This is a genomic window from Caenimonas koreensis DSM 17982, assembly GCF_009646335.1.
Taxonomy (GTDB): domain Bacteria; phylum Pseudomonadota; class Gammaproteobacteria; order Burkholderiales; family Burkholderiaceae_C; genus Ramlibacter; species Ramlibacter koreensis.
Genome location: NZ_WJBU01000014.1, coordinates 66,809 through 84,273 on the forward strand (window position 1 = coordinate 66,809; position 17,465 = coordinate 84,273).

A 17,465-nucleotide genomic window follows, 5' to 3' on the forward strand; every position below is an offset into this window, starting at 1 on the left:
GCACAAATCCGCATACACACATGCCGAGCCAGACCTTCGACTAGCACCCGGAAAAGGGTTGAAGTCGAAGTGCGCATGTGATGCTCCCCACGCCATCACAACCCCTGCGACGACGAGTTTTTTCCGGGTTCAGTTCGAACCAACCTGGAGCCTTCGTCATGGAATTTCTATCTGCACCCTGGTGGTCAGCACTGCTGGCCATCATCCTCATTGATCTTGTTCTCGCGGGCGACAACGCGATTGTCATCGCCCTGGCCGCCCGAAACCTGCCTGACCATCTCAAGCGCCGCGCCATCATCTGGGGCACGGTAGGCGCCATTGGTGTTCGCGCCGTGATGACCATCGGCGTCGTCTGGCTGCTGAAGGTGCCCGGCCTGATGCTCGTCGGTGGCCTGGGCCTGGTATGGATCGCCTACCGCCTGCTCGCCGACCAGGGCAGCAATGAAGAGCACAACATCACCGCCACCACGTTCTGGGGCGCGATGCGCACCATCGTCATCGCAGACGCGCTCATGGGCGTCGACAACGTGCTGGGCGTCGCTGGCGCGGCGCATGGTGCGCTCGACCTGGTCATCATCGGCCTGCTCATCAGCGTGCCCATCGTGGTCTTCGGCAGCAACGTGGTGCTCAAGCTCGTCGAGCGCTTCCCGGTCGTGATCCAGATCGGCGCTGGCGTCCTCGCTTTCACGGCGGCCAAGATGATCGTGTCCGAGCCGCTGCTTGCCGATGTCTTCGACGAAACGCTGCTGCGCTGGGTAACCTACGCCGTCGCCATCGTCGGTGTGCTCGCCGCCGGCGCATGGGCCAGCCGTCAGGTCCGCAATTCCGTTCCCTCCTGAAACCCCCGAAAGGCACTCCTCATGGACAAGATCATTGTGTACATCGATGACGCAGAGCACGCCCTGCAGCAACTCGCGCCCATGCACGAGCAGCGCGCCGGGGCGGCGCCCGATCCAACGCACTGGGTGATCGTCGCTTGTGCCCCGCGCATGACGCGGCGCATCAGCAAATGGACGAGCTACAGCGCGCGCGAAGCATGGCGGGACCGGTGGGCCGACAAGCTGTTTGCGCTCATGGCGCCCGTATTGCGCCGGGGCGGCGACCGGGTGACCACGCAGCTGGCCCACGGCCCGCTCAAGGACCTGACGCAACGCCTGCTGACTGAGCATGGTGTCTGCCGCGTGCTCGACGCGCGACGCCCCAAATTCGGCCAGGAACTCGAAGCCGTCGTCCAGTCGCAACCCAGCGCACCGGGTGCCAAATGGGAGGTGCCCGGCGCTGTAGCCAGCATGGGCGCGATGCTGATCCTGGCCGCTGACTGAGCGCTGCAAATCGCATGCGGGCGATGCTATGCTGCCCGCATGTTGAAGCTCCTCACCAAATGGCTGCTCAGCGCGGCCGCGTTGCTGCTCGTGGCCTACGTCTATAGCGGGGTGCAGGTCACGAGTTTTGGTTCAGCCCTGCTGGCCGCATTCGTGATCGGCCTGCTCAACACGGTGCTGCGACCGGTGCTTGTGGTCCTGACGCTGCCTGTCACCGTCGTCACGCTCGGCCTTTTCCTGTTCGTGATCAATGCCCTGATGTTCTGGGCGGCATCCGGTTTGCTGGCCGGCTTCCAGGTATCAGGCTTCGTCGCTGCGCTGATCGGCTCGCTGATCTATTCGGTGATCGGCATCGTGATCGAGTCAGCGCTCGAGAGCCTGTTCTCGAAGAAGTGAATCGACGGCCCGCGCGCGGCTGTCGATGATCGACGCCTCGATGTGGTCCGCGTTGCCTTTGCGCACGAGGTCCTGCGCGGCGCGGAACCTGTCCATCGCCGCCTGGTAATCGAGCTGCGCCACGCGCGCCTCCGCATCTGCGCGGATCGCCCGCAGCGTGAGGCCTTGCGCCGAATACGCCGATGACAGCAGCAGCCACGCCTGCGCATCGCGCGGCGACACCGCCACCTGCGTCTGCAACAGCTGCGCTGCGTCCGCCGCCCGGCCCGACTTGATCTGCGCCTGCGCCATATAGATCAGCTCGGGGCGCGTTTTTGCGGCCTTGTCGATCACCTGCACCGCCTGCGCCAGGTCACCTTCCTGGAACGCGATTTCTGACGCCAGCAGCGACACCTGCCGCGCGGCGGGTGCGTCGCCTGCGACCAGCGGGCCCAGCCGCGCCAGCGCCGCATGCGCTTGCGGAAAATCCCGCAATTTCGCATGCGCGAGTGCCGCCGAATAGAGCGAGCCGGCCTGTCGCGCACGCCCCAGGCTGTTGAACGAGCCCGACCCTGGCTCGCTCACATAGCCACGCAGCACATCGACGCCGGGGTTGGACAACACGCGCGCGCGGCCCATCATCATGGTGTGCACCAGGTCAGGCGGCGGCGCCGGGCGCGGCGCGCCGAGCTGCAGCCGTGACTGCGCCTCGGCAATACGCTCGGTCGTCATCGGGTGGGTGCGCAGGTACGGGAAGTTGCCGCTGTCCGACAGGCGCGAAGCTGCCTGGAGCTTTTCGAACATGCCGACGAAGCCTTGCGGCTCGAACCCTGCCTGCGTCAGCACACCGTAGCCCACGCGATCGGCTTCGCGCTCCATGTCACGCGAAAAATTCAGCGAGTTCTGTGTCGCCAGCGCCTGCCCGCCGATGAGCAGGGCATTGCCGGCGTCGGCGCTCTTGCTCATGGCGATCGCGCCAAGAATCATCGCGGCGAGCATCAGTGGCGCCTGCTTGGCCTCCTGCGCCATCAGGCGCGAGATATGCCGCTGCGTCACGTGGCTGAGCTCATGCGCCAGCACCGAGGCCAGCTCATCGCGCGTGGCCGTCACGCTGATCAGGCCCAGATGCAAGCCCAGCCAGCCACCGGGCAGCGCAAAGGCGTTGATCGTGCGGTCCTTGCCCAGCAGCACTTCCCACGCAAACCGCTCGTCCATCTCTGGCGTGAGTTCGCCGCGCTGGCGTGCTGCGGCGAGCAGCCGCTTCCAGATGTCGAGCACATATTCGTCGAGCACCGGATCTTCGATGTAGTCCGGGTCACGGAAGAGCTCGCGCGCAATCTTCTGGCCCATCTTGCGCTCGGCGCTCGTGTTCATGTCGCCGGAATCGCCCAGTGAAGGCAGCTGCGCTGCCGCCACGAGCGGCAGCACCGCACCGGCCACCGACAACACGAGCAATGCTGGACGCAAGCGCCCCAGACAGCGCGCCAGCTGGCGCGAGAGGAGCGTGAGGGTTGCGTTCAATAGGGATCCAGCGGGATATAGCCAACAATCTCGGCCGAGTTACGGTCGATCAACGCCGTCCAGAAAAGTTTCCGGCTTGTGAGCGGCAGCCATGCCAGCGCATCAGCACTGCGGCCGGTTTGCGCGACTGCAGCATCGATGTCCGCGACGCGCGCCGGAAAGCGGCGCCGCAAGTCAGCCACCGGATGGGCAGCAGCCAGCACCTGCGGCTTCGCAGAAGCATACGGAATCCAGAAATCCGGGCGTGCGCCGATCTGAATGCCTTGCAACGCGGCCATGGTCGCGTCTGCACTTTCATTGCTGCTGCGGAAGGGGCGCACGGCAACCAGCGTAGGGCCACCCAGCGGCAGTGCGTCGATGCCGGCTGGCGTCTTGTCCAGCAAGTCCGTGGGCACTTCGATGCCGTGCACGACGCGAAACCGGTCGATCTCGAAGGCCAGGTGCACGGGTCGCGCGATCCACACCGTCCACAGGCCGTAACACAGCGCAATGACCTGCAAGATGCCGACAACAGCCAGGTCGCGCGTGAGTTCGCGGCGGGGCTTGGCGCGGTTGAATACGGCCAGCGTGATGAGCGGGCCCAGGATGACGTCAACCGTGACAAGGATGAGAAACAGCTCGCGCCCGCCCGAGACTTCGCGATACGGGTAGGGATACCAGATGGCGAACACGAGCGCCGCGCAGACGAGCGCGATGGTGAGGCTGATGCCGAGGTGGATGCCCGAGGCGCGCAGCCTGTCGTTCCAGTTGACCATGATCGTATGATGCGTGAATCAGATGAACGTTGGGTAAAGAATGCCGCCGCTGACACACTTCGACGCACAAGGTCGCGCCCACATGGTCGACGTCGGCGGCAAGGAGTTTACTCATCGCATTGCCGTTGCAAAGGGCCGCATCGAGATGCAGGCCGCGACGCTGGCGCTGATCGAATCGGGCACGGCCAAGAAGGGCGACGTGCTTGGCGTGGCGCGCATTGCCGCCATTCAGGGCGCGAAGAAAACCAGTGAGCTGATTCCCTTGTGCCACCCGCTGGCGCTGACACGCGTCGCGATCGAATTTGCGATCGAGCCCGCATCCGATGGCGTGCTGGGCGCCGTGAGTTGCAGGGCAACGGCCGAGACAGTCGGGCCGACTGGTGTTGAGATGGAAGCGCTGACGGCCGTGCAAGTCGCCCTGCTCACCATCTACGACATGTGCAAGGCCGTGGATCGCGGCATGACGATCAATGGTGTGCGGCTGGTGGAGAAGACGGGCGGGAAGTCGGGGAGCTGGAAGGCGGGTTGAGCCACCAATTGCATCGTCACCCTTTGGCTCTTTGCCGATCTGAGACGAACGCGCTGTTGCGCAGCCAGTGCGCCTGTGGATCGACAAAGGCGCTGTTGGCAATTTCGCCCGTTTCTGGGGACAGTCTTGCGAAGACAACGACGCTATCGATCGGGGCTGGCTCGACGCACAGTATTTCAAAGCCCGCGCGATCGACCAACTGCGCGGCTGTCAGTGAGTCGAATACATGGTGGTGCACACCGCGGTTCGCCTGGTTGTCTTCAACCCATTTGCGGAAGGCTTCGCGGGAGGGCTGATGAGGGTCTCGCGTGAGATCGTGCAGGCGCAAGACCTCATCGAAGTGCGTCAGATCATCTTCCGACATTTCGCTTTCGAAATCCCGCACCATGTGCTCGATCGAGGTAACAGGCCTGTAGCGGTCAAAGGTGCCATCCTTGTGAGGCAGAACCAGCAGCAAGGCAGCGCCAGGGCGCATGACTCGCTTCCACTCATGCAACACCTTGATCGGGTTGGCAGAGTGTTCGAGCATGTGCGAGGACAGCACGAAGTCATAAGCCGCGTCGGGTATCGACACCAGCGCCGAGGCCTCATGAATGAATTGCCGCCCCGGCTGTGCGCCCTCCCGGAATTGAAAAGTGCGACCGGCCTCGATCGCGCCTTCCCAACGTGTGACGCTAGCAAAATTCACGTTGTCGAGCGCTGCGGCGCTTGAATACGCCGGCGCATACCCGGCTGCGCCGAACAGCCTGCTGGGGCCGCCGAGCTCTAAACCGCTGCCGGAGAAAAGCTCGCAATGCGACTCGAAGAAAGGCGAACGATGGCCGGCCAGGCGTTGTCTGGCGAGTGTCCAGACTCGGCGCGGGCCGAGCGACCGGACGATTCTGAGCTTCAACGCTAAATTCTCCATCCATTCCTTTCGGGCCGCGCCAATATGCTAGCGCTTTGCCTTTGACCACTCTGCATAGGATTCGGGAAAGGCAGCCCGAAAGCGCGCCAAATGGCCCGTCGCGACATCGAGCTGGTTGGTCAAGGTTGCGCTCTCGATCACTTTCTCGATGATGCGAGGCTCAGGCGAATAGTGCAGCAGGGACTGCGACTGCGCAAACATCCACTCCTTGTTGTCCAGCGTCAGCGGGGTCAACGTGACTTCGGCGAACGCGGCCTGTCCGCGGAACAGCCATGAATGCCTCACCTTGGCGAGCGGATCATCTCGGTAGGCCTGCGCTCGCGCCTCTGCGGGCAAGTAGATCTGCGAGACGCGGCTGTAGTCCCAGGAGGCCCAGACAAGCGCAACCAAGGTGAGTGACGCGAGAACCGGGGCTAGCACGCTTGAATGCGGGAGCACACCGCCATCAGCTGCTCTGGGTCGGCACAGCAGTCCGATTGCAAGCCCGATTGAGATCTGGAAGGGGCCGTACCACAGCGGGTATTCGAGCATGCTGTGCAACGCGATCACGATCACTACGCCCCAGGCCATTTGTCGCCTGGGATCGGTTTCCAGCCATGGCTTCGCGCGCACGACCACCCATGCCACGGCGATGCAAGCAGCCAATGCAGCGGGTACGCCAAGTTCGACGGCGATGTGCAGCGGCAGATTATGGGCGTTGTCGAGGATGTCGCAAAAACGCGCGCCGCCGTACAGGTTGTAGTAGTGGGCGTAGTCGAGTTCACCCCAGCCCCAGCCAATCCAAGGTCGTTGCGCAACGAGATGAAGCACATTGGCCCACAGCACACTGCGGCTGCTGCACGAATCCACCGAGGCTACACGCTCCCACAGGTGATGGCCCGAAGTACCCGTGGCTGCATCAAGCAGCCAAGGCAGGACCAATGCGGCTAGCGCATAAACAGCAAGACCGCCAACCCACAATGCAGTTCGCTCACGGCTGCGACCGCGCCACAGCAACGCCAGCATGCCCATCAACATCATTTCCGCCAGACCGGTGCGAGATGTCGTTGCCGCGTTGCCAATAGCAAGCCAAGCCATAGCCGACATCGCCAAGGGCATCCCGAGCCGCTGCGGCGCGAGCCAAAATAGCGTGGCCATGCCGATCACCGTGAGCGATGCAAACTGGTTGCGCTGGCGCAGATTCGCGAATGCCTCGCCTTCCGTCGTCGTGCTGATCCATGGGTTAAATGCATCGGCGACGCCGAAGTACTGAAACAGCGCAATCAAAGTGCTCAAGAGTGCCGCCGCGAGCCACGCGAAAGCGATGGCCCGCAAAAGGCGCTCGTTGTCGGTGCAGCTTGCTGCCAGGGCGCTTGCCATGAAGATCACAAGACACGACCCGGCTGCAGCAAGCGTCTCAAGCGCGAAGCCGCTACGGGAGAGCGTCCAGCCTGCCACGCAGGCGAGCGCTATGCCGATGACTCGAGAGGGTGCTGCCGGACGCATTGCACCATAGGCCAGGGCGCAGCAAAGCGCGCTGATCAACCAGGGCTCTACCGATGCCGAGGGCCCGCTCGCGCGCGCATTCAGCCACGGGAAGACCAGCAACGCAAAAAGTCCAGCGCCGCCCCAACTCGCACGCCTGCGCATCACTCGCGTTCGACTCGCCGCAGGTCGGCGTCGACCATCATGACCATCAGCTCTTCCAGCGTTGTGCTTGCATGCCAACCAAGCTGGGCGCGCGCCTTGGACGGGTTGCCGAGCAGCACATCAACTTCTGCCGGGCGAATCAGCGCCGGGTCCAGCACGACGTGGTCCATGTAGTTGAGGCCCACATGCGCGAAGGCAAGTTGGCACATATCCCGCACGGAAGTCGTGCGGCCAGTCGCGACGACATAGTCGTCGCCCTTGGGTTGCTGGACCATCAGCCACATGGCTTCAACGAAGTCGCCAGCAAAGCCCCAATCACGCTTTGCATCGATGTTGCCGAGCTTCAACGCCTTCTGGCGTCCGAGCTTGATACGCGCAACCGCGTCTGTCACTTTGCGAGTGACGAATTCAATGCCGCGAAGGGGGGATTCATGGTTGAACAAAATGCCGCTGGAGGCGTGCAGACCGAAGCTTTCGCGGTGATTGACCGTCATCCAATGCGCATAGAGCTTGGCGCAGCCGTACGGGCTGCGTGGATAAAACGGTGTCGATTCACTCTGAACGCTCTCTTGCACCAGACCGAACATCTCGCTGGTGCTGGCCTGGTAAAAGCGAATCTGCGGATTGACCAGGCGAATCGCTTCGAGCGCTTGCACTGCGCCTAGTCCGGACACATTGCCGGTTAGCAGAGGCTGCGCCCAGGACGACCCCACATAGCTCTGGGCCGCGAGGTTGTAGAGCTCCTGCGGCTTGGCGCGTTCCAGCGCGCGGATTATTGACGACAAATCGGTGATGTCGCCGTCCAGCATCTGGACGTTGCCTTCTATGCCCAGGTATCGCAGGCGCCACAGAGAATCGGTGGAGCGACGCGGCAGCAGCCCGTAGACGTTGTATCCCTTGGCGAGCAAAAGCCGCGCGAGATACGCTCCGTCCTGACCAGTGATGCCTGTGATGAGCGCGCTCTTGTTTGTCATGAAGAATCCTTTGCGTGCCAATAGTCGACGATGTCGCGCAGTGTCTGCTCAAATGGTATTGAAGGTGCCCAGCCGGTCACTGAAGCAAGGCGCGCATAGCTGCCGCACATGCGCTGCTGCTCGGCGGGACGCAGCCTTCGCTCGTCAATATCAAGTGCAACTTCCACGCCGCTCACCGCGCACAGAATGCCTATCACTTCCCGCATGCTGCGCTCCACGCCCGAGCACACGTTGTAGACCTCGCCGTTGTGCCCCGCCTCAAGCAGCAGCTCGTAGGAGTGAACAATGTCGCGTACGTCAGTGAAGTCCCTCGTGATATCCACGTTGCCAACTGCAAGGCGCGCAGGGCGGCGCCCGTCACGGCACGCAACAATCTGGCGGGCGAAATCGGAAATGGCGAACTGCACGCCCTGCCGTGGACCGATGTGATTGAACGGCCGGGCAATCACGATCTCGAAAGCCGCGTCACGGCATGTCTCGATGCATAGTGACTCCGCCTGAAGCTTGCTCAACGAGTAGGGATTTAGCGGTTGCACAGCGCACTGCTCGGTGACGGGAAGGTCGCCAGGCCGCGTGTGGCCGTACACATCTGCAGAGCCAACATAGAGCATGCGCCCCCGGAAGCCCGAGCTTGCAAGTGCATTCAACAGATTGCGCGTGCCGCCGAAATTGATTTCATGGGTTTCCTGTGGATTTTGCAACGATGCCGCCACAGAACTCTGCGCCGCGAGGTGTACCACGGCATCAGGGCGAATTGCGTGTAGTGCGCCAGTGACTCGACTTGCATCGCGCATGTCGATCCACCCTTGGTCGTCAACCAGGTCGCAGGTCTGCCCGAAGCGACCGACGCACCACGAGCCTACAAAGCCAGTCAGGCCAGTGACCAAAGTCTTCATGGAAAATCGCTTTCGGCGATCGGGTAGATGCAGGCTGGGCGTCTCATCGGGATACAGCGGTCGCGAGGCGCCCTATCCTACCCGAGGCTAGCCTCGGATAATGCGCAATGCGGGCTGCCCGCAACAGACGGGGAACCGGAATGCGCGTAATCGTGGTGATGTCGACCTATCGAGGCGAGCGATTTGTCGCCGAGCAGGTGCGGTCCATCCTCGCGCAGCTGCCTGCGCGGGCAAGCCTGCTGATACGCGACGATGGTTCCGGTGACTCAACACCCGACATCGTCGAGTCCATCGGCGACGCCCGAATCCAACTGACGCGAGGCTCCAACATAGGCTTTGCCCGCAGCTTCTTCTGGCTGCTGTCCCACGTTCCGCCGGACGCCGAAATGGTGATGGTGTGCGACCAGGATGACGTGTGGTTGCCAGGACGCGTCGATCGCGCGTGGGCGCACATCGGGAATGCCCCCGGCAAACCCATTCTTTATTTCTCCCGACTCACGCTAGTGGACGAAGAACTTCGAGTGCTTGGCGACACACCGTTGCCGCCCCGAGGCCCGTCCTTCGCGAACGCGGTTATCGAAAACATCGTGACTGGCTGCACGATAGCGTTGAGTCCCGCCGCTGTTGCACTGGTCTGCCGCACCGGCAGGCAAGAGTTGATCTACTTTCACGACTGGTGGATCTACCTGGTGGTGTCTGCACTCGGGCAAGTCGTGATGGATCCGCAACCCACAGTGCTTTACCGCCAGCACGGCAGCAACGTCATCGGCCGTGGCGCAGGATGGCGCCGCTACCTCACCAATGCGTCTTTCGTGCGCCGCAGGAGCTGGCTGAGGATCATGTTCGACATGGACGCCAATTTTCGCGAGGTGCATGGCGCGGCGCTGCAACCTTGGCAGCGCGAGCTGATCGACAACCGGTTCGATGCGAGCCGGCCCTCGAGCATTCTGCGGCTGCTGTTTGTGCCGCGGCGCCAGCGCCAGTACCTGATGGACGAACTGCTGCTGCGTGCAATGCTGGTGCTGGAGCTTCTACGAGGGCGACCCCTTCTGTCACCGCCTGCCAAGGCCTGACGGGGGGAGGGGCCCGAACCGCCTGAACAAGAAGTCGCGCAGCCCGCCGAGCATGGCGCGCAGCTTGGCAACTTTGTCCTCCTCTAAGATCAGCACCGTCATATCGTTGGACAGAACCTGCGCCATTCCCTTGAGGGCCCAGACAGGATCGAACAGCAGATTGCGCACACACACCTCGAGGTGATTGCGATTCCTGTAGTAGATCCGTGATGGCGAATGGTGCGTGCAAACCACCGTGCGCCCGAATAACTTGTGCATGGTCGCGTGGCCGATCGAATGCTGTAGCTCATGGCTGGCTGATTCGATGACCAGCCATCCATGGCGGCGCAGCGTCAGGCACAGGGCATGGTCAACAGCATCGATGAAAAGGCGCTCGTCGAACGGCGAATCCTGCAGTGCCTCGATTCGCACCATGCTGCCGGACGTGATGACCGAGCGCAGCTCTCGCCACTGGGCGGTCTCGCGCAGGATGTCCAGCCGATGATGGTATTCACGGCCGGTGACGCGGTCGCGGCTGCCAAGTGCGACCAGGCCGATTCGCTCAGACTCGGGATGTTCGCGCGCCAGGGTTAGCAAGGCGTCGATGGCCCCTGGCGGGCAGAGACTGTCCTGGTCAAACGTGAGCAGCCAGTGGAATCCTTCGGCCTTCGCAATGCGCGCCGCCTGCGCCAGCGCGCCGGAGATGCCGAGGTTCACTTCGTTGTGCAGGAGACGACAGCCGCTCGCCTGCACTGCCGCTGCTATGTCCGCTGCGGTCGCGGAGGCGTTGTCTATGACGAGAACATCGGCGCACTGCGCTCGCAATACGCGTAGATGCTCGAGCAGTTCGGCGCCGGGCTGATACACCACGACTGTCACCAACACCCGTTGCGCGGCCGCGGGGTCGACGGTCATGGCCGATTTGCTGTGCCGCGTCCAAAGACACGGTCAAGTTGGCTTTCGAAAGCAGCGGGCTCTGCCGCGATCGCGTTTCGATAGGGCTGTTGTGCGCGGGCATGTTCGTCGAAGTTCAGGAAGACCTCCTCGATCAGGCCCCGCAGCGCTGGCAGAGAATCCGCGCGCGGCGCGAATTTGTAGCGCTCGGGCAGTGGTACATCCTGCATCACCGCCGCCGAACCTGTGCGCCCGACAATGACGACTGCGCCTCGCACAGCGGCTTCGCGCGGGATTCGGTCCTTGCCGGGATGATGACCGAAATCGACATAGACCATGCACGTATCAAGAGTCGCACGCAGCTGGTCGCGCGTCATGTTCTCGAGCGGCACAAATTTAACGCCCGGGCACGCCTGCATCAATTGCCGGGTGAAGGCCTGCCCCTTGCGCGGGTTGTACGCGACAGCGGGTCTTCGCACCCCTTGAATGGGCGCTTGCAAATACTCGGCGGCGAGATAGTCAGAAAGCATTTCGCCGCCAGCGCCAAATCGTTTACGCACGAAGTCACGCGCGTACTCGGACTGGAACAAGTGCACTGTCGTCTCCGGACGGGGAATGTCGCTGAACAGCCAGCGGCGCACGATCATCTTCCAGCCGGCGGGCGTGCCAAGACGCCCGCTGTAGTTGTCCACACTAAGCCACCACACGACGTGGCACGCGTGCTTGAACCTTGCAAGCTCAAGTGTGCCGACTTCAGGCGCTATTACCGCAACGCCCTTCTCGTCCGGCACTGTGTGCGCGACCTCGCATTGGTACCGCCCATATTCGACGGGCGTCGTGAAAGTCGAGCCCAGTGGCGTGTAGACGATGGCCGCGTCGAGCCCACGTGCGCGCAACGAGCCAGCGAGTTGATGCAGGAGCTCCGCACCGCCGCTGACGAGACCGCCGGGGCAGAGGATCCGGATCCGGTCCTCAGAGATCACGGCCGGCTCACTCATCGCTTCGACCCAGGAGCCGCCCGGCCGCCGTCAACGATGCCGCCACGACCTGGTCCATGTTGTAGTAGCGGTATTGCGCCAGCCGGCCAACAAAAGTCACGTCGTGGCGCTGTTGTGCGAGCTCTTTGTAACGCTGGTAAAGCGATTCGTTCTCGGGGCGTGGAATTGGGTAATACGGATCGCCCTGGTCTTGCGGATACTCTCGCACGATCGAAGTGGCCGCGTGAGCCTGGCCGGTTAAGTGTTTGAATTCTGTGATGCGCGTGAAGTCGAAATCGTTCGGATAGTTCACTGTCCCGACTGTTTGGAACTGCTCGCTTCCAAGATGTTCGTGCTCGAATCGCAATGAGCGGTAGGGAAGCTTGCCAAAGCAGTGGTCGAAGAACGCATCGATCGGGCCTGTGTAGACAACGTGCGCGAAGTCGCCTTCGCCCGGCCGATAGGCAGCACGCGTTCTTACTTTGATTCGCGGGTGGTCGAGCATGCGCTCGAACATCGGTGTGTAACCCGGCTGCGGCATCGCCTGGAACCGATCTGTGAAGTAGCGGTCGTCGTCGTTGGTGCGCACCGGAATACGGGCTGCGACTGCGGCACTCAATTGCGACAGGTCAAGCCCCCACTGCTTACGTGTGTAGTTGCGGAAAAACTTGTCGCACAAGTCGCGCCCCACTCCTGCCAGGACAACGTCTTCGCTGGTTCGTATCGGGTCGCGCGCTTCGCGCACAGAGTTCAGGAATTGCTCCACGCCGCTTTCGTCAAGGCTCAGGCCGTAGAGCCGATTGATGGTCGTGCGATTGACCGGGATCGGCAGCAGCTTTCCTTCAATCGAGGCGAGCACGCGGTGCTCGTAGGGACGCCATTCGGTAAATCGCGACAACCAGTCGACGACCCGTTGGGCGTTCGTGTGAAAGATGTGCGGACCGTAGGGATGAATTCGCACACCGTGGTCGTCAAGCCTGTCATGTGCATTCCCACCGATGTGATCGCGCTGCTCGAGCACGGTCACATTGCAACCGCCATCTGCGAGCTCACGCGCGCAGACCGCGCCGGCGAAGCCGGCCCCTACAACAAGCACGCGCCCCGCCTTCATGGATGAGGCGCGCGCACGATTGGCGCCAACAGGCCCCCTTTGGAGAGGGCGCGCGACATGAGGATCACAACAAAAACTTCCGTTGCCAAAATTGCTGTGCCGGCACCGCTTGCGCCAAAACGGTCGACCAGCGGCAGGAGAACAATCACATGGAACAGACAGGAAGACGCCACGATACGGGCAAAGGCCGAGCTCATTCCGAAATTCAACATTGCCTGCACGCCCAGAACATTCGATGCACCCACAATTAACGGCAGAAGCGCCATCCACCGGATTACATCGGCCGCTGCGGCGAACTGCGCCCCGAACAGGGTGCGGACTATCGTATCCGCTCCGATCAGCAGCGCGAACGACAACACACCGTTGCCGATGCACTGCCAGCGCAGGAGGCGACCGATAAAGGCGAGCGCTGATTCGCGAGATTGAGCACTCAGACGCGCAATGTGCGGGTAAACGGCCTGCGCTACCGGTGAGGTCAAGCCGAGGACGGCCTTCACGATTTTGTCGGCGGCCGAAAACAAACCGACAGCTTCTGCGGTCGAAATAAAACCCAGTCCGACAATCGTCGTTGTTGTGTAAACGCCGATAGCCGCGTTGGCATAAAAGGTGTGCCACCCGTCGCGCAAAGTCTCGAGCGCGTGGTTTCGCCCCGCCCAGCTCCATCTGGCGAGGCCGGCCGACCGCAGCACCAACCAGCCACATATCGCACTGATGACTGGCGCTAAGCCCAGACTCGCAGCAGCAACCGAAAGATCGTTCGGGCCGTTCACGAAAAGCACCAGAGATGCCAAGCTGATCAATTGCCCGATGAAGATGCAGACTGTTTGCGCCTGCATGCGCTCCAGCCCGAGAAAGAACCAGAGCGGGAAGATGGAATGTCCGAGTACTGCAATGTAGGCGCAAGCTAGAAGCGCTGAACTGTCATTGAGTTCGGGGACGAAAGTGGCCAGCGCGACAACCACAACAAATCCGGCCGCGCACAACAAGAGCTTGATGACGGTCACGGATGCGAGAAGCTGCGCGACTTGCTCGCTGTCATGTTTGATGATTGCAAGACGCCTGGTGGCACTGAGGTTGAATCCGTAGTCGGTGACGATTTGGAAATACTGGACACAGGCAATCGCAAAGGCCAGGCGCCCATAGGGACCAAGGCCCAGAACGCGAGCCAGGAAGGGGACACTGATCAGCGGCACCAAATACGCGATGGCCTGCCCCGCAAGCAAGGCTGCGATGTTCCGGCGATAACTGTTAAGGGATGCCACGGCAACGCTAAATTTCACGCTGCCATGGCATTCCGGAGCGGCCCCGGATGGTGGCGCAGTCCACCGATGCTCCTGAACGAACCGCAGCCGATTCGCCGAGCAACACCATGTTGAGGGAGCGGAAATATTTGTAGTAAACACGGCCGTCGTCGCGAACGTAGAGTCTCATGTCGGACTGTGGATAGAAGCGCACCCACCCATCTTCTGATTTGACAACATCGGTCTGGCCGGGCGCGAAAAAGCGCGGGCACTGTTTTTCCACGGCAGCAAACACCTGGGCAATCTCGGGGAACTTTTCTTTCTGCTGCGGCAGCCGTGCAACAGGATACTGAAGCGGACAAACCCAGAACCCCACGGTGGCCTTCAGTCTGTCCGGGGCCTTGTCTAGTTCTGTCAGGCCAAGTCCTATTGCGAGCAGGCCCCTGGAGAGCAGTAGCCGGCAGGCAAGGGGCCGTCGCACGGCCAACCGCTGGCCATTGAGCATTTTGTCGACTTCATCGGCAAGCGCCGGCGTGGGATTGCCGTCGGCGTCCATGAAGTCCGGGCGGCTTGGGACCAGCAGCTGAATGTCGCTCGACGCCGTCAGCAAGGCTTGCGCCCGCCGTACCTCCGGCGATGCAATGTCAGATGCATCTGGCAACGACGACGTGTTGATCCAATGCGACTGCTGCGGAAACTGCGGCGCAATCAGTGAATAGGAAATGTTCGAAACCCCCACGTAAGTCGCAGGCTTTGTCCGCGCCTGCTCGTCAAGGGTCACTGGGAAATACGAGTCGTCTCTCCATTGGGCCCAACCCCAAGACTGCCAGGGCGATACAGCCACGACGGCGAACAATTGCAGCCCCACCATCAGAAGTGCGACGCATGCCCGCAGCCCACGGGTACCCGGCATGCGATACGCCAAAGCAATGCAGAGTGGACCGATCACCAAGAGGCCTGGAATGAAGTAGCGCCCATTGCCAGACGTCAACATCCAAATGATGAAGATCACGACTGTCCAGACTCCCAGTGCCAATGTCGGTGACGAACGGACGACGCGCGGGCGCAAGGCAATCAACAGGACGACGCCGAGCAGAATGGAGAACGCGAACCGCAAGTCCGGCGCGCCAATCTCAACGTAGACGTTGGAGTCAGGCGCCACCATCGCGAATGGCCGCATCAAGAAGTCAATCCAGGTATCGGGTTCGAAACGGATCATGGCTTCCAGCCAAGAAGGTCACGCACGGGCTGGAAACACGCGTTGCAGAACGGGTAGACCGGGTTACCTGCATATTCCCAAAGGAGCCAGCCCCAATACGAATAAGACATAGTAAATCCAAGGCCTGTCGCGACTATGCCCACCGCCATCGTGCGCCATCGGCTTGCGACGGCACCGGCGCCGAACGACCAGATGACAGGTAGCGCAGCAGCGACGGGGCCATTGCTTAGTTTCAGCGCGACAGAGGCTCCGGCGAGCAAACCTGCAAGTGCCACAAAGCGAAGGCCCGGCGAACAGGTTTGGCCGTCGTCTTTGGGAATGGGCAAGCTAAATGCAACCGCCCACATCAAGGGTATGCACGCGATGAGGTCATTGATGGTGCTATCGAAGAACGAAAGCACCAGCCCGCTGGAGAATGCCAGCACAACGGCGAAAGCGCGGAACATGGCGGCGAACCAGTCTCGGCCGGGTATGCACCGACAAGCGATCATCCATACGGCCGGGACAGCAAGCCACTGCACCGAAGCCAAGAACACTCCCGCCACGGGTCCGGAAACTCCCGAGAGTGCGAGCTTGTAGAGAGGCCAGTTCGCATAGGGAAACTGGAACACCTGATATGACGCGGCCACGACATCTCTGTCGAAGCGCTGATGCTGGGCGGTCCATCCGAGGTAGAGGTGGTGATTGAGGCCATCCCAAGTGATGCCGATGCCGCCTAACGCAAGCGGTATGGATACCAGGAGCACCCAGGCGCCCCCGCATATGGTCAGGCCTTCAAGCCAGGGCGGCGGCCCAGCGGGCCTTGCTTCAGCCACGTCGAAGCGCTCCTCCTAGCGACTCCCAGCAGGCTTTGAGTGCCGCCGCGAAAAAGCTCGTGGCGGCCCCTTGGGCGCCGACGATCATCAACGCAACAGCCGGAATGGCCTCTCGCATCAACTGGCCCGGTATCAAGACACCATAGCCGGTGCCGCGCCATTGGAAGAAAAGCGCCAGAGACCAAACAAATCCGAGTGTGATGATTGTGAGGCTGGCAATTATCCCGAACTCCAGGCTGACCAACCCCTTCGAGCGACGCAACCACGGCGGCTCGGGCACGATGCCCGAGAGCACCGCAGTCCATGTTGTCAGTAGCGCAAGGGAAACAAGCTGCGCCCCGAGGATGACCGCACCTGCCATGAAGAGCATGGAATGGATGTCGAAACCGAACGAGGCAATATTGAAAGGCCCTCGCTGGAGCACGAAAGTGCCTGCCAATCCCCCCAGGAACAGCGCCAGACCTGGATAGAGAAAGAGCCAACGCGGGCAGTAAAGCAGCAGGAACCGCAAGTGACGCCAGCCATCGCGCCATGTGCGCAGGTGAGATGGTCGCCCTCGACCATCGGGTCGCAGCGTTGTGGGCACTTCGCCGATTCGCAAACCGGCCAGTGCGGCTTTGGCGATCATTTCGCTGGCGAATTCCATGCCCGGCGTGATGAGTCCAAGGCCCTTGATGGCTTCCCGCGAAAAGCCGCGCAAGCCACAGTGAAAGTCGCCAATTGGAACGCGGAAAAAGAGACGTCCGACAAAGCTGAGGACCGGGTTGCCAAGGTACTTATGCAGGAAAGGCATCGCGCCGGGTGCGATCCCGCCGCGAAAACGGTTCCCCATCACCAGGTCAACGCCCTGACGCAGGCTTCCCACGAAATCGTCAAGATGCGAGAAATCGTAACTCTCATCAGCATCGCCCATGATCACGAAGCGCCCACGTGCCGCTGCGATGCCGGCCGTTATCGCTGCGCCATAGCCGCGCTCCGGGACTTCAACAACCCGTGCGCCTGCACGTGTTGCCAGGTCGCGCGATCCGTCGGTCGAGCCATTGTCGGCCACCAGCACTTCACCACTGACGCCACTGCGATCGAGATAGCCCTGCGCCTGAGCAATACAGCGCGACACCGTTCGTGCCTCGTTCAGGCAAGGCATGAGTATCGTTAGCTCGATCGTCTCGGCAGGGTTCATCAAAGTGGAAAGTGACGCTTAAAAAAAAGAAAGCGGCCGAAGCCGCTCTCTTTATACACAGGAAAAAC

18 protein-coding genes are annotated in these 17,465 nt (G+C 61.8%); 5 read left to right on the forward strand and 13 right to left on the reverse strand.

Annotated features, from left to right (window positions below; all coding sequences use genetic code 11):
- Positions 1-158 precede the first annotated feature (158 nt).
- From GHT07_RS15050 to GHT07_RS15060, 3 genes are read left to right on the forward strand one after another with little or no spacing between them, the layout of a single operon-like run.
- Positions 159-839, forward strand: a complete 681-nt coding sequence (locus tag GHT07_RS15050; protein ID WP_153585921.1) for a TerC family protein — start codon at positions 159-161, stop codon at positions 837-839.
- A 21-nt stretch (positions 840-860) separates the two neighbouring features.
- Positions 861-1,322 (forward strand): hypothetical protein, encoded by a 462-nt coding sequence (locus tag GHT07_RS15055; RefSeq protein ID WP_153585922.1) that lies wholly within the window; start codon positions 861-863, stop codon positions 1,320-1,322.
- Positions 1,323-1,361: 39 nt separating this feature from the next.
- Positions 1,362-1,718 carry a phage holin family protein gene (locus tag GHT07_RS15060; protein WP_395688585.1) on the forward strand — a complete coding sequence of 119 codons (357 nt, stop codon included), beginning with the start codon at positions 1,362-1,364 and terminating at the stop codon, positions 1,716-1,718.
- Here GHT07_RS15060 and GHT07_RS15065 read toward each other — a convergent pair.
- Positions 1,686-3,218 (reverse strand): M48 family metalloprotease, encoded by a 1,533-nt coding sequence (locus GHT07_RS15065; RefSeq protein WP_323740957.1) that lies wholly within the window; start codon positions 3,216-3,218, stop codon positions 1,686-1,688. The genes GHT07_RS15060 and GHT07_RS15065 overlap by 33 nt on opposite strands.
- Entirely contained in the window at positions 3,215-3,973 is a 759-nt protein-coding gene (gene tfpZ / locus GHT07_RS15070) for a TfpX/TfpZ family type IV pilin accessory protein (RefSeq protein WP_153585923.1), read from the reverse strand. The genes GHT07_RS15065 and tfpZ overlap by 4 nt, the downstream gene beginning before the upstream one ends.
- A gap of 40 nt (positions 3,974-4,013) precedes the next feature.
- Between tfpZ and moaC the strand changes: the two genes are divergently transcribed.
- On the forward strand, positions 4,014-4,502 hold the full coding sequence (gene moaC, locus GHT07_RS15075) for a cyclic pyranopterin monophosphate synthase MoaC (protein WP_153585924.1): 489 nt from the start codon (positions 4,014-4,016) through the stop codon (positions 4,500-4,502).
- 16 nt (positions 4,503-4,518) lie between these two features.
- Here the strand turns inward: moaC and GHT07_RS15080 are convergent, their stop codons facing one another.
- The 4 genes from GHT07_RS15080 to GHT07_RS15095 are packed head-to-tail and all read right to left on the reverse strand — an operon-like array spanning position 4,519 to position 8,899.
- The gene (locus GHT07_RS15080) at positions 4,519-5,394 is read right to left on the reverse strand and encodes a methyltransferase domain-containing protein (protein ID WP_194792949.1); all 876 of its coding nucleotides are present in this window, start codon (positions 5,392-5,394) and stop codon (positions 4,519-4,521) included.
- 42 nt (positions 5,395-5,436) lie between these two features.
- Positions 5,437-6,996, reverse strand: coding sequence for a PglL family O-oligosaccharyltransferase (locus GHT07_RS15085; RefSeq protein ID WP_228488366.1), 1,560 nt, complete (start codon positions 6,994-6,996; stop codon positions 5,437-5,439).
- A gap of 41 nt (positions 6,997-7,037) precedes the next feature.
- Positions 7,038-8,012, reverse strand: coding sequence for a GDP-mannose 4,6-dehydratase (locus tag GHT07_RS15090; RefSeq protein ID WP_153585927.1), 975 nt, complete (start codon positions 8,010-8,012; stop codon positions 7,038-7,040).
- Entirely contained in the window at positions 8,009-8,899 is an 891-nt protein-coding gene (locus GHT07_RS15095) for a GDP-mannose 4,6-dehydratase (RefSeq protein ID WP_267237625.1), read from the reverse strand. Before GHT07_RS15095 ends, GHT07_RS15090 begins: the two co-directional genes overlap by 4 nt.
- Before the next feature lie 116 nt (positions 8,900-9,015).
- On the opposite strand from GHT07_RS15095, the gene GHT07_RS15100 reads away from it, so the two are divergent.
- Entirely contained in the window at positions 9,016-9,981 is a 966-nt protein-coding gene (locus GHT07_RS15100; protein WP_153585929.1) for a glycosyltransferase family 2 protein, read from the forward strand.
- On the opposite strand, the gene GHT07_RS15105 is transcribed toward GHT07_RS15100, so the two are convergent.
- The 7 genes from GHT07_RS15105 to GHT07_RS15130 all read right to left on the reverse strand — a co-directional run bounded on the left by GHT07_RS15105 (position 9,961) and on the right by GHT07_RS15130 (position 17,397).
- A complete protein-coding gene (locus GHT07_RS15105; protein WP_153585930.1) occupies positions 9,961-10,875 on the reverse strand; it encodes a glycosyltransferase in 915 nt (304 codons plus the stop codon). The genes GHT07_RS15100 and GHT07_RS15105 overlap by 21 nt on opposite strands.
- Positions 10,872-11,546: a hypothetical protein gene (locus GHT07_RS15110; RefSeq protein WP_153585931.1), complete on the reverse strand. Its 675-nt coding sequence runs from the start codon at positions 11,544-11,546 to the stop codon at positions 10,872-10,874. The genes GHT07_RS15105 and GHT07_RS15110 overlap by 4 nt, the downstream gene beginning before the upstream one ends.
- A 298-nt stretch (positions 11,547-11,844) precedes the next feature.
- Positions 11,845-12,942, reverse strand: coding sequence for a UDP-galactopyranose mutase (gene glf, locus GHT07_RS15115; protein WP_153585932.1), 1,098 nt, complete (start codon positions 12,940-12,942; stop codon positions 11,845-11,847).
- Positions 12,939-14,222 carry a flippase gene (locus GHT07_RS15120; RefSeq protein WP_194792950.1) on the reverse strand — a complete coding sequence of 428 codons (1,284 nt, stop codon included), beginning with the start codon at positions 14,220-14,222 and terminating at the stop codon, positions 12,939-12,941. The genes glf and GHT07_RS15120 overlap by 4 nt, the downstream gene beginning before the upstream one ends.
- Positions 14,212-15,402 (reverse strand): hypothetical protein, encoded by a 1,191-nt coding sequence (locus GHT07_RS21325; protein ID WP_194792951.1) that lies wholly within the window; start codon positions 15,400-15,402, stop codon positions 14,212-14,214. Before GHT07_RS21325 ends, GHT07_RS15120 begins: the two co-directional genes overlap by 11 nt.
- Complete coding sequence (locus tag GHT07_RS15125; protein ID WP_153585934.1) at positions 15,399-16,217, reverse strand: hypothetical protein; 819 nt, start codon at positions 16,215-16,217, stop codon at positions 15,399-15,401. Before GHT07_RS15125 ends, GHT07_RS21325 begins: the two co-directional genes overlap by 4 nt.
- Positions 16,210-17,397 carry a glycosyltransferase family 2 protein gene (locus GHT07_RS15130; RefSeq protein WP_153585935.1) on the reverse strand — a complete coding sequence of 396 codons (1,188 nt, stop codon included), beginning with the start codon at positions 17,395-17,397 and terminating at the stop codon, positions 16,210-16,212. The genes GHT07_RS15125 and GHT07_RS15130 overlap by 8 nt, the downstream gene beginning before the upstream one ends.
- Between the last annotated feature and the right edge of the window lie 68 nt (positions 17,398-17,465).

Excerpts from the sequence above, each read along its gene's own strand:
- GHT07_RS15050 (WP_153585921.1), top strand. The coding sequence starts at position 159 with ATGGAATTTCTATCTGCACCCTGGTGGTCAGCACTGCTGGCCATCATC.
- GHT07_RS15055 (WP_153585922.1), top strand. The coding sequence starts at position 861 with ATGGACAAGATCATTGTGTACATCGATGACGCAGAGCACGCCCTGCAG.
- GHT07_RS15060 (WP_395688585.1), top strand. The coding sequence starts at position 1,362 with ATGTTGAAGCTCCTCACCAAATGGCTGCTCAGCGCGGCCGCGTTGCTG.
- tfpZ (WP_153585923.1), bottom strand. The coding sequence starts at position 3,973 with ATGGTCAACTGGAACGACAGGCTGCGCGCCTCGGGCATCCACCTCGGC.
- moaC (WP_153585924.1), top strand. The coding sequence starts at position 4,014 with ATGCCGCCGCTGACACACTTCGACGCACAAGGTCGCGCCCACATGGTC.
- GHT07_RS15090 (WP_153585927.1), bottom strand. The coding sequence starts at position 8,012 with ATGACAAACAAGAGCGCGCTCATCACAGGCATCACTGGTCAGGACGGA.
- GHT07_RS15100 (WP_153585929.1), top strand. The coding sequence starts at position 9,016 with ATGCGGGCTGCCCGCAACAGACGGGGAACCGGAATGCGCGTAATCGTG.
- GHT07_RS15105 (WP_153585930.1), bottom strand. The coding sequence starts at position 10,875 with ATGACCGTCGACCCCGCGGCCGCGCAACGGGTGTTGGTGACAGTCGTG.
- glf (WP_153585932.1), bottom strand. The coding sequence starts at position 12,942 with ATGAAGGCGGGGCGCGTGCTTGTTGTAGGGGCCGGCTTCGCCGGCGCG.
- GHT07_RS21325 (WP_194792951.1), bottom strand. The coding sequence starts at position 15,402 with ATGATCCGTTTCGAACCCGATACCTGGATTGACTTCTTGATGCGGCCA.
- GHT07_RS15130 (WP_153585935.1), bottom strand. The coding sequence starts at position 17,397 with ATGAACCCTGCCGAGACGATCGAGCTAACGATACTCATGCCTTGCCTG.